The organism is Pseudothermotoga thermarum DSM 5069, assembly GCF_000217815.1.
Classification (GTDB): domain Bacteria; phylum Thermotogota; class Thermotogae; order Thermotogales; family DSM-5069; genus Pseudothermotoga; species Pseudothermotoga thermarum.
In genome coordinates this window covers 33947-48103 of record NC_015707.1, presented here as the reverse complement: position 1 = coordinate 48103, position 14157 = coordinate 33947, and the positions used below count along the sequence as shown (strand labels likewise).

Genomic DNA, 14157 nt, shown 5'->3' with positions numbered 1-14157 from the left:
TCACGTGATCTTGCAATGCTAAAATATCAACGAGGTGAAAACTATGGATTTAAATGAAAGGCTAAACAAGGTCAAAGAGCGAGAAAAAAGGATTACAGAAAACATGTCAAAGATCAAGTATAAGATAGCAGTTTTAAGTGGAAAAGGTGGGGTTGGAAAAACAACAATTTCCGTGAATCTTGCCGTTGGTTTGATGGAGGAAGGTTTTCTGGTTGGACTTTTGGATTTGGATTTGCATGGACCAAACATAGTTAGAATGCTTGGAATAAAGGAAAATCCAACGATAGAAAACAGTTTGATAAAACCTCCAACATATTTGAAGAACATGAAAGTTATGTCAATGGCTATGTTACTGGAAGAAAGTCAACCTTTGGCTTGGAGAGGTCCCATGAAACACAGTGTGATACAGCAATTTCTTGCCGATACAGACTGGGGAGAACTTGATTTTCTGATCTTCGATTTACCTCCAGGAACAGGCGACGAAGCATTGAGTCTTTTTCAGTTGGTCAAGATGGATGGAATTGTGCTTGTGACAACTCCGCAAAAAGTTGCCATTGACGATGTTTCAAGAGCAATGAATTTCGCCATAGAGATGAATCAAAAAGTTCTTGGTTTGATAATCAATATGTCCTATTTGATCTGTCCACAATGTAAAACCAAAATAGACCTGTTTGGCGAAAATGCTGCGAAAGATTTTGCAGAACTTGTTGGAATCGATGTTCTTGGCGAGATACCAATGGATCCAGCGATAGCAAAGTTAGCCGACGCAGGTAAACCAGTGGTTAGCTTTCTACGAGGATCGGAAGTAGAAAAAAGCTTTAGAGCAGTTATTGGAACTATGCTTGAAAAACTTGGCAAAGTTTCAACAGGAGGATGAAAATGAAGGGAAAACGATTGGGACTGTACTTCACTCTTCTGTATTCGGCAATTTTTCTAATAATTGGTGTGATTTTTAGAAACTTTTTCAACGCTTTTTTGTTGACTTTCATTGGGACAATGATAGTCGATGGACTGGCAAACATAATACAAAGATTCACAAAACTACCAAAATTGCCGGCAAAAATAGTTGCTTTGACTCTTTACTTTGGGGTTATCTTGTGGGGATTGATAATGTTGATACCTAAAGCTTTCATAGAATTTTCGGGATTTTACGAATTGATCGCAAATACAATTGAAAGCCGGGCATGGGAAGATTACATAAAAGGCAACGAAGCTCTTTTGAAAATGTTGAATGATATCGTTGACTTTCTCAAACCAAGTTTCTCTGAACTTTTGAACTACGTAGTAAAAACTTTGGCGAGGCAATTTCCAGACATGCTCGTTGTGGCTTTCTTTTCAATCCTAGGTACGGTGTACGCATCGATTTATTTGGAAAATTTGATAGCAGTTATACCATACCTTTATCCAAAAGGTTGTAGAAAGGATGTAACCGAATTCGTTGAGGAACTGATGAGAAACACAAGAAGATTTATAAGTGTTATTGCACTCAACGCAATGATAATTGGTGTTTCGTTTGCCGTTTTCTTCAGTATAATGAAACTTCCATATGCACCGCTTCTGGCTTTTTGGGGGTTTGTAACCAACTTTATACCAATAGTTGGAACGGTTTTCGAGATCATTCCGGTTCTGATTTTTTCTCTGTCGCTTGGACTGGGAAAAATATTTTGGATAGTCGTTTTTCTTGTCATCATCCATACCTTTGTTTTTGTGCTTTTCTTTGAACTCATGAAAGGGTACACAAGACTCAACCCAGTTCTTTTGATATTCTCCATTTTGCTTGCCGGTCAAGTCTTTGGAATGGTTGGTACCTTCTTCGGTGCACCGGCAGCTTTGTTTGCAACAGTATTCTTTGATAAATTCGTTGCACCGGAATTCGAGAGGGAATAAAGCATGAGATACCTTGTGGTAATTTTGCTGACTTTTGCGGTGCTTATAGTTTTCGCCATAGATAGACCGGGCAAAGATCCCGAGGAAAGCTGGAACGAGCTTATAAATTTGATCAAGTTGGATCCCAATTCTACGCTTATAACCATCGAAGGACCAAGAATAGCTGCAAAAAGAAAGCTTGCACAGATTGAATGGTTGAAAGAAGCAGTTGTAGCTGAGGATTTTGAAAAATTCTTGATGAACTTGGCGCACGTCACAATCAATCCTCCGCTGGATTTAACCAAAGAGGTGACTTTGGTATTTCCGCAAATTCAAGTCCTTATAGATGAATTTGAAAAAGGAAATTTTGAGAATTTCGATAAAATAAAAACACTCTGGAAGGTTGGATTCAAACTTTCGGCGCCAAGACTATTTGGAAAATGGCTAGTTGAATCTTTCCTAGAAAACCCTCAATTGCTGGATTGGAACACCGTCCGCTTTCTTCAGGAAATGAAAAACAAGGAAGAAATTGCAGATGAAATTGTTCAAACCGCTTTGAAATACTCGCAAACAGAATCGTACTATCCACATCTTTACAGAATTTTTGAAGTTACAAGAAATATGGTTTTCAAAGAACCAACCTTTTTTGAGAGACAACTTTCTTTGTACATTAATTTGCTCAACCAAATTATTCGTATGGATGTAAAACGCCTAACCAAAGCAGAAATTGAGGAAATACTCAAACAGTTTGACAGCATAGAAATAAAAAAGGATGAACTGAGAAACAAATTGGCATTCTTGATCGTTTCGGCAAAACAGGCGAAGATACCCCTTGATGGTGTAAAAACAAAAGATAGTTATCTTTCTACTTTGATTGGAAAAAGTGATCAACTTGACAGTAAGAAAGCCAACTATTGGCTTGTTTTGACGATACTTGGTGGTATTTTATTTTTAATTTCATTTGATAGAATCAGATTGGAAATACTTTTGTTTTTACGTGCCAAAAAGGCTGCGATAAAAACATGTCAAAGAATTCTTTCAAAAGATCCTTTGAATTTTCAAATAAGGCTAAAACTAGCGGCACTTTATGAAAAAGTTGGCGATGTGGAACGGGCAATCTCAGAGTACAAAGCCATAAAAGATTTGATGAAAATGGCTAAGCAACAAAAAACCTAAGTTTTTTCTTCGATCAACGAGTTGCTTTTCACCGATGTTCTGACTTTTTCTGCCTTCTTCTCCCATTTTCCAGAAAGATAGTAAAGTATTTTAGTTGTGCTTCTAAAAACTATGTCACTTATCATACCAATCCAACCACCGAGAAGCCCCAGGTTGAAATGAGAAACCAGCACAAAAGCCAAAGGTAATCTGACCAACCACATTGCTATAGTTGTGAAGATGAAGGGAACAGATGTATTAGCTGTACCTCTCAAAGCCCCATTTGCTAAAAAGTCCAAAGCCAAGAAAAATTGGAACATTCCTATCAACCTAACCGGAAGTTTTGCAAGTTGTACTATCTCTGGTTCTTTTGTAAAAAGCAAAATCAAAGGTTCAGGAAACAACAAAATGAACACACCTACGCTGACTTGGAAAATCGTTATGATGATCCAACCTTGCCTAACAACACCGGCAACTTTTGTTAAGTCACCTTTACCGTTGTACATGCCAACAAGTGTTGTCACGGCAACGGATATACCAAGCCCAGGCATGAAAGACAAAGATTCTATGTTGATACCTATCCTGTGTCCTGCGTAAGCCATTGGACCAGCTATGAACAAGATGTTGGTGAAAATTATTAAACCGGCGGAGAAAGATAGGCTTTCAAAAGAAGTTGGTAGTCCAACTGAAAGAATGTTCTTGATTATTTTAAGATTAAACAATCGAACGTACTTTGGCTTGACGTTCAATCTTTCGCTTTTCATAATTGCAATAAACAACAATATAGAACCGAAGAACCTTGAGATTATCGTTGCAAGCGCTGCTCCTTTTACACCCAAAGCCGGAAAACCAAACTTTCCAAAGATCATTGCATAATCAAGGAAAACGTTCAAAAGGTTGGACATTGCCACCACAAACATAGGAGTTTTTGTATCCCCTGCTCCCTTTAAAGACGCCGACAAAACTGCCATAAGAAACATTCCAAGTATTCCATAGAGGATAACCTGTAGATAATCAACTGCTGATTGATAAACTATTTGATCGCTTTTTGGGAATATCGACAAAAGGTATTTTGAAAACGGTGCAAGACACATCAACAAAACGCCCCAGCCGAAAGCAAGGTACAAACTGTTCCAAACCACATTTCCAACCATTCTGTAATTTTTAGCTCCCACAGAATTCGCCACAAGAACCGTCACACCCGTTGAAACTGCCACTATGAAAACTTGTAAAACGAAGAAAAGCTGGTTGGCCAAACCTGCGCCAGTCATCGCTTGCCAAGAAAGATGACCCAAAAAAGCTGTATCGACTATTCCCAAAAGCATATGCAGAGCATTTTCAGCCATTGCCGGAAGCCCAAGGGACAAAAGTTCTTTTCCCACACGTTTTGCTTCAATCTTTGAAAGGTACGGTTTGATCAAAGAGTATCTCACAAAATCTTCCCTCCATGTTTGTTCGCAAACATAACTTTCTTTCATACCTTAGTATACCTTATACTTCTCTTGGAGAGGTGAAAAAACCATTGCGAGGTTACTACACCTCGAATGAACAAATTTTTCCACTTAAAATCGAGAAGAGTCAAAATACGAAAAATTTGGTAATACACACAGGTGGCGACGATGTTGTTACAAAATTTTTGAAAGAGCAAGCTGTTTTCATAACGCCGTACGAAGAATTGTTGAGATGCGCGGATCAAAGTTCTTTACGCATCTTGATGAGCCCGACAAAACTTTTGTTTGATGCTTCATGCTTTGATCGAGTCTTTTGCTTTTTTTGTTTCTTTTATCTTCCAAAATACCAAGCAATTTTTGAAAATGCGAACAAGGTTTTAAAAAGATGGGGAATACTTCACATCTGGGATGTGGAGATACCGAAAAAGTTTGGTAACTACAGCTTTTTCGTCGTTCCAACACTTGTGGACACCGGGATTGAGCTTGTCAAGATGGTTCACATTACAAGGTGGAAAAGAGAACAAGACATTTTGTACTTAAAGAAAATCGCGCGTGAAACTGGATTTAAAGTCTTGGAGGAACAAAAATTTGATAAGGTGTTCTACTTAAAACTGACAAAAATAGCCGATCTTAAAAAGCAGTGAGTTTTTGTACAAGAGTCTTCAACCTGTCCAGAGTTTCTTCGAAAGTGGATTTTTCGTATATATCTTGCTTTAGAAAATCGTTAACTTCGTCGATCATCTTTATAGCCTCATCTATTTTTGGGTTCGAACCTGGCTTGTAAGCTCCAACATCGATCAAATCTTTCGCCTCGTTGTAGACAGCAAGAAGGCTTCTGAGTTTTCGGCTAGCCATCAAATGTTGTTCATCGACTATATCGTTCATCAATCTGCTGATGCTTGCCAAAACATCGATCGCAGGATAATGATTCAGCTCTGCCAGTTTTCTTGAAAGCATTATATGGCCGTCGACAACGCTCCTAACAGTATCAGAAATCGGTTCGTTGAAATCGTCCGCTTCGACCAACACGGTGTATATAGCCGTAATGCTTCCCTTGTCGGAATTACCTGCGCGTTCCAAAATTGCCGGTATACCAGCGAAAACACTCGGTGTATAGCCTCTTGCGGTGGGAGGTTCACCTATGGCAAGTCCAACTTCTCTTTAAGCCATTGCCCAACGAGTTAACGAATCAACCATCAAAAGCACGTCGTAACCCAGATCTCTGTAAAATTCGGCAATACTTGTAGCAGTGTAAAGTGCCTTTACTTTCATCAAAGCAGGTTGATCCGACGTTGAAACAACTAAAATTGATTTTTTCAACCCTTCCTCACCCAGATCTCTTTCTATGAATTCTCTAACTTCTCTACCTCTTTCGCCGATCAAGGCTATCACATTCACATCTGCAACGGTGTTCCTGGCTATCATCCCAAGCAAGGTACTTTTTCCAACGCCACTTCCTGCAAAAATTCCCATCCTTTGTCCTTTACCTATGGTGATAAAACCATCTATTGCTCTAACCCCAACCGAAAGTGGTTCTGTAATTCTTGAACGATGCAAAGGATGAGGTGCATAGTTTATCAAAGGATAACGTTTTTTTCCAAAGAAAGGTTTTCCGTCTATCGGTCTTCCAAGTCCATCGAAGATTCTTCCCGTCATATCCTCTGAAACTGCCACTTCTAATCTTCTACCAGTTTTGTAGACAAAGGTTCCATGTTTGGCACCAGAAATATCTTCCAGCGGCATCAGCAAAACCTTGCCATCTTTAAAACCAACTACTTCGCACAAAGGGTTTTTTTCACCAAGGGCAAGCTTGCAAACTTCACCAAGGAAGGCATCAGGACCGATTGATTCAACGGTTAAACCGATTACCCTGGATATTTTTCCGTCCATTTTTAAAAAATCCTCGTGTAATATTCTTTCCTTTAAGGCTTTTAAAATCCCTTGAAGGTCATTCAACTCCCAAGACCTCCTCGATGATTTGCTCAACCATCTGCTTAGTTTTTTCTCTTGTTCCATTTATTATTCCCACTTCCGTTTCAACGATTATTTCACCTGGTTTAAGCTGAGAAGACCTTGTGACTTCGACACCAGAATCCTCCAGTTGCTCTACAAGTTGCAAGTGGTTTTCGAAATCTTCCAGGCTCATGGTTACTTTAACCGATTTCATTGCCACGATTTTTCTCAGTATTTCAGCGATCTTTTTTTCAAGATTTACTTTGTCGATTTCCCTGTAAGTTATTTTCTCTACCAGCAAAGCTATCACTTCGCTGAGATCCTTTGATATGTTTTCCAAAGCTGAATTTAAATTTTGCTCAAATTTGGAAATGATATTCAAAGCTTCTTGATACTTTTGTTTCAGTTGATTCTGCATTTGTTGAGCTTTTATCTGGGCTTCTTGCAATATTCTCTGTGATTGTGCGTTCGCTTCTTCAATTATTCTTTGAGCTTGTTCATGCGCAGACAATATGATCTTTTCTGCCTGTTTTTTTGCCTCGGCTAAAAATTGTTCAAAATCGATTTTTTCTTCTTCTTCAACTTTTGCTTTTTCTTCTTTGCTTTTGCTGATTATGTAAGGAGCATCTATGAAAAGTTGGCGCTTTTTGATTATCACATTATCAACTCCTCGCCTCCGCCTCTTGCTATAACTATTTCGCCAGCTTCTTCAAGTCTTCTTATGACATTTATAATTTTCTGCTGAGCTTCTTCAACATCTTTAACTCTAACAGGTCCCATGTATTCAAGTTCATCCTGCAAAAGTTGTGCAGCACGCTTGGATATATTCTTGAAGATTTTTTCCTTCACTTCCTCGGATGCTCCCTTCAAAGCAAGCGCCAAATCACGGGTTTCAACTTCTCTTAAAACCAGCTGTACCGACCTATCATCGAGCTTGACAATGTCTTCGAACACGAACATCCTTCTTCTGATCTCTTCCGCAAGTTCAGGAGAATCGTAGCTGAGCTTTTCCATGATCTTTCTCTCTGAACTTCTGTCTAGACTGTTCATGATGTTTGCCGCAGTCTCCACACCACCAACTTTGCTGAACGTCTGACTGACAAAACCTGTCAGCTTTTTCTCAAGGTTTTTCTCTATTTCACGTATAACATCGGGAGAAGTTCTTTCAAGCATAGCGATACGCTTTATTACCTCGACTTGAAGGTCCTCTGGTAAAGAGGACAATATTCTACCTGCGTAAGCAGGATCTAGATAGCTCAATATCAGAGCAATGGTTTGTGGATGTTCGTTCTGCAAAAAGTTCACAAGTTGCACAGGATCGGCTTGGGAAAGAAAATCGAAGGGTTTCACCTGAAGATTTGAAATCAACCTTTCTATTATTTTCATGGCTTTTTCAGGTCCGAAGGCTTTTATGAGGATCTGCTTGGCATACTCAATGCCACCTTGTGAAATCATCTCCCTTGCCTTCGCAAGTTCTTGGAATTCTGAAAGAACCGCTCGTTTTTCTTCATCGGTAACCTTTCCAAGGTTTGCCAACTCAACCGTTAGTTGTTCAACTTCGTTTTCTTCCAAATGCTTCAAAACTCTAGCAGCTTTATCAGGTCCAAGCAGAAGTAAAATTATAGCAGCTTTTCTTCTACCAAGAGATTGTTTTTTCTCCGGCATATCAGGTTCCCCTTTCCAAAAGCCACAGCCTTATTATCGCGGCTATCTCTTCCGGCGATTCAACGTACATCTTGTCCAACATTTCTTTCAACTCAAGCAAAGCTTGCTGCTCTGGGGTAAGAACTTCCTTTTTCGCCTCCGCTTCCAAAACCTTTTTCAATTCTTCTTCTATTCTCATCTTTCTTTCTTCGATCAATCTTCTTGCTTTGACTCTTCTAATCTGCAGTATCAAAAGATAAACCATCATGAACCCTAAAACTATCAACAAACTTATTCCTACCATTCTCATGACGTATCTTCTTCTTCTTTCCATTTCCACAAGACTTCTTTGGTACTCTTCTTCAAAGCTTCTATCAAAAGGCAAAAAAGCAACCGAGATTGAAAGCTTTGGATCGTTCGCTGTAGCACCTATACCCTTCTCAATCAAGTTTGAAACCACATCCGCCCATCTTTTCATTTCGTTTTCTTCAAGTTTTCCTAAAGTAGGAGAATTTGAATCAACTATCACCGACAAGGTTATTGCTTCGATTTCGCCTTCTTTGTTTTGAACAACGCTTTCAACAATTTTGTTAACCTCGTAATTTGTTATAGTATGCGTCCTTTCGTACGTTGAAGTTGCTTGTGGGGTTAAACTTGGATAAGTCGGTGGTATGTTGGAATCCGTTCCAACAGGTCCTGCCGTCGGTGGCATGTTGACGCTTTTTTCTGTTTCCTGCTCTTGACTGATTATTATACCTCCCTGCCTTGTCACGGGTTGAAAAATTGTTGATTGTCGTTCTATCTTTTGCCAATCCAACTTTACGTCCGGTATCACTTCAACCCTTCCAACCCCAAAGACCGTTTCCAAAGTTTGCTTTATTTTTTTACTGTAATAGTTTTCAAGGTTCATTTTCAATTCAGCTCTTGTGCTTGCAAGAAGTGTATCTTGCGCTGTGATTACACGATCACTCAAAACCCGAGAATTCTGGTCTATTACTCGTACGTTTTCAAGTTTAAGGCCTTCAACGGCTCCGGCAACGAGCTCCATGATCCCCTTGATTTGGTTTTGAGAAAGTTCCACCCCAGGTTCAAGAACCACCAGAACCGAAGCTCTTGGTTCAGCCATTTCACCCCTGACGTAGTATGTGTACTTTGGAAGCGTTAGATGTACACGCGCTGCTTTAACTCCTCTTATAGTCATGATACTTCTTTCAAGTTCACCTTGAAGTGCCACTTGATAACGCACCTGTTTGTCAAAGCTTGTTGCATCAAAAGCCTGTTGGTCCAAAATTTCAAAGCCCTTGGTTGTGGCTCCAAGAACACCCATTGAGGCTAATCTCATCCTAAGCTCGTAAACGTTGTATTTACTCGGTACAAGAATTCTACCGCCAGGCTCAACTTTGTAAGCAATACCCATGTTCTGAAGCTGCTGAACAATATATCCAGCTTGTTCGTCGGTTAAACCGCTGACAAGCATGGTATAGGTTGGTCTTCCAACAAGTATCAACATTACAATAAGAACACTCACGGCAGATATCGCTATACCAGCAACTAAAATTTTGCTCGGTCTAGGCATTTGTTGCCATTTTCCATAGAGATTTTTAAAAAAGTCGAGAAACTTTCTTAAAAAATCCATTCTGCTCACCTCATAAAGACTATTTCAAAATTCCCAACCACAAGCCATGTCTATGGTTGTAACCAAACTTTACGAAAAACTCCCAAAGCTTCAAGTACCACGACAATGAAAAGCTTCCTTGGGTCAAATAGAATTCTACACCAAATCTTTTCGGGTGTTCAAAGGATGCCCCAATTAAAAAGTCTAAATTTTCCTCTCCGAATATCAAAGCAAAGTTGTGTGTTAACCTTGGATAAATCATCAAACGATGCACAAAACCTTCTTCATACCCTATCTGAGCAGCAACATCAACTATACCAAAAAATGAAAAACCGCTGTTTAAACCTGCTGACAGTCCGTCACCAACTTTTACATACGGTTCAACGTAGAAAATATCTCTAAGAAAAACTGGTTTTAAAGCAAGCCTTTCTGCTTCACTTAAAACTTTTTCGGCATACCTTAAACCGCTCGACGAAGGTCCATACCTTTTGACCTTAGTTGGTCCTTCGTAATAAGCAGCAAGGGCAACTTTGGTGTCACTGAATTGATCGGTCAACTTGTTCAAATAAAGATCTGCTCCGCGAATTGCTTCAAAAACGTTGAAAGCATTTCTAACCCCAAGTTCTTTAGCCGTTTCAGACATTATCTGTGCGATCCCCATAGCCCCAACGTTGGAAAGAGCGTGGATGAAAAAGTTTGATTCAACGGAAAGCAAACCTTTGAGTACTGTTTTGCCTTCTTTTGGAAGGAGAACATCGACTGGTAAGGTATTGTAAAAAAACGGTTGAGACATAGACAACTTAATGCCATCTTTGTATAATTCTATGGTAAAATGTGGTGTCGACGATGTGAGGTAAAACAAAGGACCTGCGACACAAAGGCATGCAAACAGCACAAAAGTAATCACAAAGAATCTCATTTCAACTAAACACGCTCCTAAAAAATTATACGATAATAATGGGGTGATTTCTTTGAATTGGGTTATAGAAGTTGAGGAACTTTTAAGAAAAAAACGTATCTTTTTGGAGGGAACCTATGAAGCAGAATTTCTTGATTTGCCATTTGCCAAGTGCAAGGTTTTGGAATCGATAAAAGTGAAAATGGTTGCGGTGATTACAAAGGATGGCATAGCAGTGGGTGGATATGCGAAAACTGTCGTAGAACATCCATGCGATCGATGCTTGAAGATGGTAAAACTCCCGATCAATGGAACAATTGAGGCTTTGTACAAACCGATATCAGAAGCGCCAAAAACAAAGGAAGAGCAATTGGAATCTCTAAGAAACGTGATATACTATTCTTCGGACAAGATAGATCTATCGGAGAGAATAATTGAAGCCATCGTGGTGGATGTACCGGCAAAAGTTTTGTGCAAACCAGATTGCAAAGGCTTGTGTCCTAGGTGTGGAGCAGATTTAAACGAGGAAAAAGACCACCGTTGTCAAGAAGAAGATATTGATCCAAGACTTATGAAACTTTTGAAAATAAAAGCTCAGATACAAAAGGAGGGTTAAAGCAAATGGCAAACCCAAAGCAGAAAAGATCAAGATCCAGAACCCACGCAAAGAGGGCTAAGACTTACAGAGCCATAAGCGTTCCTATCAGCAAATGTCCAAACTGCGGTCAACCAAAGATGCCACACAGAGTTTGCCTTAGCTGCGGTTATTACGCAGGAAAACAGATCTTGGAGATTGGCGAGTGAAAAATGGTACGCATCGCGCTTGATTTGATGAGTGGTGACAGGGCACCTGAAGAAATTCTAGAGGGTGCCCTTTTGTCAAAAAATCTCTGCCAACTTGTTGTAATAGGCACAAAAAGTGTGCTTGAAAAAATCGATGGCGTGGAAAAGATAGAAGTCGAAGATTTCCTACCGATGGATGTCAAACCAATGGAAATACTTCACCGCAAGACTTCCTCGATGTACGTCGGCTTAAAATTGGTGAAAGAGAAATTGGTCGATGCCTTTGTATGCGCTGGCAACACTGGAGCATTGCTTGCTGGTGCAACTTTTGTTGTTGGTAGGATGGAAGGTGTTGAAAGGCCAGCCTTGGCAGTACCAGTTCCTTCAACAAATGGTTTTGCGATATTGATCGACGCGGGAGCAAACGCCAGGGTTAGACCAGAACATCTACTGGATTTCGCGATTATGGGTCTTGCGTACGCAAAGGTACTTGGAAAAGACAAACCTAAGCTTGGACTTTTAAACGTTGGAGAAGAAGAAAACAAAGGTGATGAAGTGACAAAGGAAGCTTATAAACTTTTGAAGGAACTTTTTCCAGACTTTTTCATCGGTAACGTCGAAGGTCACGACATAAACGCTGGGAAAGTTGATGTAGTTGTAGCCGATGGATTTTCTGGAAATGTGGCGATGAAAACAATGGAAGGCACCGCGAAGATGATATTGCAAACTTTGAAGGAGAAGATAGAAAATTCTGGTATCATTGCAAAACTGGGTGCCTTGTTGATGAAAAAAGTTTTCCTTCAGCTTAAAACAACGCTTGATCCAAGAACTTACGGTGGGGCTTTTATCCTTGGGATAGATGGAATTGTTGTTAAAGCACACGGTTCGTCCGATCGTGTTGCAATCAAAAACGCGATAGAAGTTGCCGTAAGAGGTTGCAAAATGAAACTTGTTGAAAACATAAAGGAGGAAATAAAGCGTGTGCGGAATAGTGGGGCTTGTGGGGGAAATAAAGATAGCCGATCTGATAGAAGCACTTGAAAAACTAGAGTACAGAGGGTATGATTCTGCTGGTTTGGCTTTTTTGAACAATGGCAAAGTGCAGGTCGAAAAGACAAAAGGAAAAGTGGCTGATTTAAAAAACCTAGTCTTGGATCGAATAGAACAAAGGATAAACGTCGGCATAGCTCACACGCGCTGGGCTACACACGGAGAACCGAACGACATCAACGCTCATCCACACTTAGACTGCTCTGAAAAGATAGTTGTTGTTCACAACGGAATCATAGAAAATTTCAGATATCTGAAGAATCGCTTGATAGAACTTGGACATAGATTTTTTTCCGAAACCGACACAGAAGTTATACCACATTTGATAGAGGAACACTACAAAGGAGATTTATTCGAAGCCATTAGGAAGACTGTTCTCAAGCTAGAGGGTAGTTTTGCGATAGCGGTCATGCATGCCGATCACCCAAACATGATAGTCGGTGCGAGAAAAGGCAGTCCGCTAATTGCCTGTGAGCATGGTTTGGCTTCAGATGTTCCTCCGCTTTTGAAGTACACAAAGTATATGGTTCCGCTGAACGATGAAGAAATCGTTGTCATATCAGAAGATGGAATGAAAGTGTTCGGATTCGACGGAGTTGAAAGGGAAAAAAGGGCGATTGAAATCACCTGGTCTTACGAGGATGCACAAAAATCTGGTTTTAAACATTTCATGTTGAAAGAAATCTTCGAAGAACCAATGTGTTTAGTCTCTGTGATGACTGGTCGTATAAAAAACGGCAAAGTTCATTTTGAGGAACTGGAAGGTTTGAAAGAAAGATTAAAGAATATCAACTTTGTAAAAGTAGTAGCATGCGGGACAAGTTATCATGCCGCGCTATCTTTCAAGTACTTTTTGGAAAATCTAAGTGACGTGAATGTTGACGCTGAAATCTCGTCTGAATTTAGGTATAAAAGGCAACATTTAAAGCCGAACGACGTTGTTATTGCCATATCACAATCTGGGGAAACCGCCGATACTCTGGAATCAGTAAGACTGGCTAAACGTCAAGGAGCAACCGTTGTTGCCATAACAAACGTCGTTGGTTCCACGTTGAGTAGAGAATCTGACTTTACACTCTATTTGAACGCCGGACCTGAAATCAGCGTTGCCGCAACCAAATCCTATGTTTCGCAGATCACTTTGCTTTACTTGCTTGCCTTAAAGATTATGGAAATCAAGGGAATCTGGGATGAAAAACACGAGGGTTTGATCGACAGGTTGCTCAGAATGCCAGAGATCTTTGAAAAGTTTCTCGATCAAGTTGACAACATTCATCAAATTGCGGCAAAATACAAGGATTTCAAGCATTTCATGTACATCGGCAGGGGATATGGGTATCCAACGGCGTTGGAAGGAGCTTTGAAGTTAAAGGAAATAAGCTATATACATGCCACGGCTTATCCTGCCGGTGAACTAAAACACGGACCGATAGCTATGCTTGGACCTGATTTTCCGGTTTTTGCAGTGGCACCAAACGATTTTCTGTTTTCAAAAACGAAGAGCAACATAATCGAATGTCGTTCAAGAAAAGCAAGAATAGTTTTGCTCACCAACGAAGGCAACGAGGAAGCTTTTGAACTGGCAGATGACGTGATCTTTGTTAGCAATTCAATAGACGAACTTTATCCAATTTTGATGACGCCGGCTATACAGCTTTTTGCCTATTACGTTGCCGATGAACTCGGGCTCGATCCTGATAAGCCTAGAAATCTTGCAAAAAGTGTGACAGTGGAATGATGGA

13 protein-coding genes and 1 pseudogene are annotated in these 14157 nt (G+C 40.0%); 8 read left to right on the top strand and 6 right to left on the bottom strand.

Annotated elements, in window-relative coordinates; translation table 11 throughout:
• The first annotated feature begins 43 nt into the window (after positions 1 to 43).
• The 3 genes from THETH_RS00235 to THETH_RS00225 are packed head-to-tail and all read left to right on the top strand — an operon-like array spanning position 44 to position 3042.
• Complete coding sequence (locus THETH_RS00235) at positions 44 to 877, top strand: Mrp/NBP35 family ATP-binding protein (RefSeq protein WP_013931375.1); 834 nt, start codon at positions 44 to 46, stop codon at positions 875 to 877.
• Positions 878 to 879: 2 nt separating this feature from the next.
• A complete protein-coding gene (locus THETH_RS00230; protein ID WP_013931374.1) occupies positions 880 to 1887 on the top strand; it encodes an AI-2E family transporter in 1008 nt (335 codons plus the stop codon).
• A gap of 3 nt (positions 1888 to 1890) precedes the next feature.
• Positions 1891 to 3042: a tetratricopeptide repeat protein gene (locus THETH_RS00225; protein WP_013931373.1), complete on the top strand. Its 1152-nt coding sequence runs from the start codon at positions 1891 to 1893 to the stop codon at positions 3040 to 3042.
• On the opposite strand, the gene THETH_RS00220 is transcribed toward THETH_RS00225, so the two are convergent.
• Positions 3039 to 4454 (bottom strand): MATE family efflux transporter, encoded by a 1416-nt coding sequence (locus tag THETH_RS00220; protein WP_013931372.1) that lies wholly within the window; start codon positions 4452 to 4454, stop codon positions 3039 to 3041. The genes THETH_RS00225 and THETH_RS00220 overlap by 4 nt on opposite strands.
• Positions 4455 to 4531: 77 nt before the next feature.
• Here THETH_RS00220 and THETH_RS00215 point away from each other — a divergent pair, with 77 nt between their 5' ends.
• A complete protein-coding gene (locus THETH_RS00215) occupies positions 4532 to 5116 on the top strand; it encodes a methyltransferase domain-containing protein (RefSeq protein WP_245530500.1) in 585 nt (194 codons plus the stop codon).
• Here the strand turns inward: THETH_RS00215 and fliI are convergent.
• The 5 genes and pseudogenes from fliI to THETH_RS10210 form a co-directional block, all read right to left on the bottom strand.
• A pseudogene (fliI, locus tag THETH_RS00210) lies at positions 5103 to 6362 on the bottom strand (flagellar protein export ATPase FliI). The gene THETH_RS00215 and the pseudogene fliI overlap by 14 nt on opposite strands.
• Before the next feature lie 58 nt (positions 6363 to 6420).
• Positions 6421 to 7083 (bottom strand): FliH/SctL family protein, encoded by a 663-nt coding sequence (locus THETH_RS00205; protein ID WP_013931370.1) that lies wholly within the window; start codon positions 7081 to 7083, stop codon positions 6421 to 6423.
• Positions 7080 to 8090, bottom strand: a complete 1011-nt coding sequence (fliG, locus tag THETH_RS00200; protein ID WP_013931369.1) for a flagellar motor switch protein FliG — start codon at positions 8088 to 8090, stop codon at positions 7080 to 7082. The genes THETH_RS00205 and fliG overlap by 4 nt, the downstream gene beginning before the upstream one ends.
• A gap of 1 nt (position 8091) precedes the next feature.
• Complete coding sequence (gene fliF, locus THETH_RS00195; protein ID WP_013931368.1) at positions 8092 to 9705, bottom strand: flagellar basal-body MS-ring/collar protein FliF; 1614 nt, start codon at positions 9703 to 9705, stop codon at positions 8092 to 8094.
• Between the two features lie 19 nt (positions 9706 to 9724).
• Positions 9725 to 10603, bottom strand: coding sequence for a lytic transglycosylase domain-containing protein (locus THETH_RS10210; RefSeq protein WP_013931367.1), 879 nt, complete (start codon positions 10601 to 10603; stop codon positions 9725 to 9727).
• Between the two features lie 43 nt (positions 10604 to 10646).
• On the opposite strand from THETH_RS10210, the gene THETH_RS00185 reads away from it, so the two are divergent.
• From THETH_RS00185 to glmS, 4 genes are read left to right on the top strand one after another with little or no spacing between them, the layout of a single operon-like run.
• On the top strand, positions 10647 to 11198 hold the full coding sequence (locus THETH_RS00185) for a YceD family protein (RefSeq protein ID WP_013931366.1): 552 nt from the start codon (positions 10647 to 10649) through the stop codon (positions 11196 to 11198).
• A 5-nt stretch (positions 11199 to 11203) separates the two neighbouring features.
• Complete coding sequence (rpmF, locus tag THETH_RS00180) at positions 11204 to 11386, top strand: 50S ribosomal protein L32 (RefSeq protein WP_013931365.1); 183 nt, start codon at positions 11204 to 11206, stop codon at positions 11384 to 11386.
• A gap of 3 nt (positions 11387 to 11389) precedes the next feature.
• Positions 11390 to 12406: a phosphate acyltransferase PlsX gene (gene plsX / locus THETH_RS00175; RefSeq protein WP_013931364.1), complete on the top strand. Its 1017-nt coding sequence runs from the start codon at positions 11390 to 11392 to the stop codon at positions 12404 to 12406.
• Positions 12345 to 14153 carry a glutamine--fructose-6-phosphate transaminase (isomerizing) gene (gene glmS / locus THETH_RS00170; protein WP_013931363.1) on the top strand — a complete coding sequence of 603 codons (1809 nt, stop codon included), beginning with the start codon at positions 12345 to 12347 and terminating at the stop codon, positions 14151 to 14153. Before plsX ends, glmS begins: the two co-directional genes overlap by 62 nt.
• The last annotated feature ends 4 nt before the right edge of the window (positions 14154 to 14157 follow it).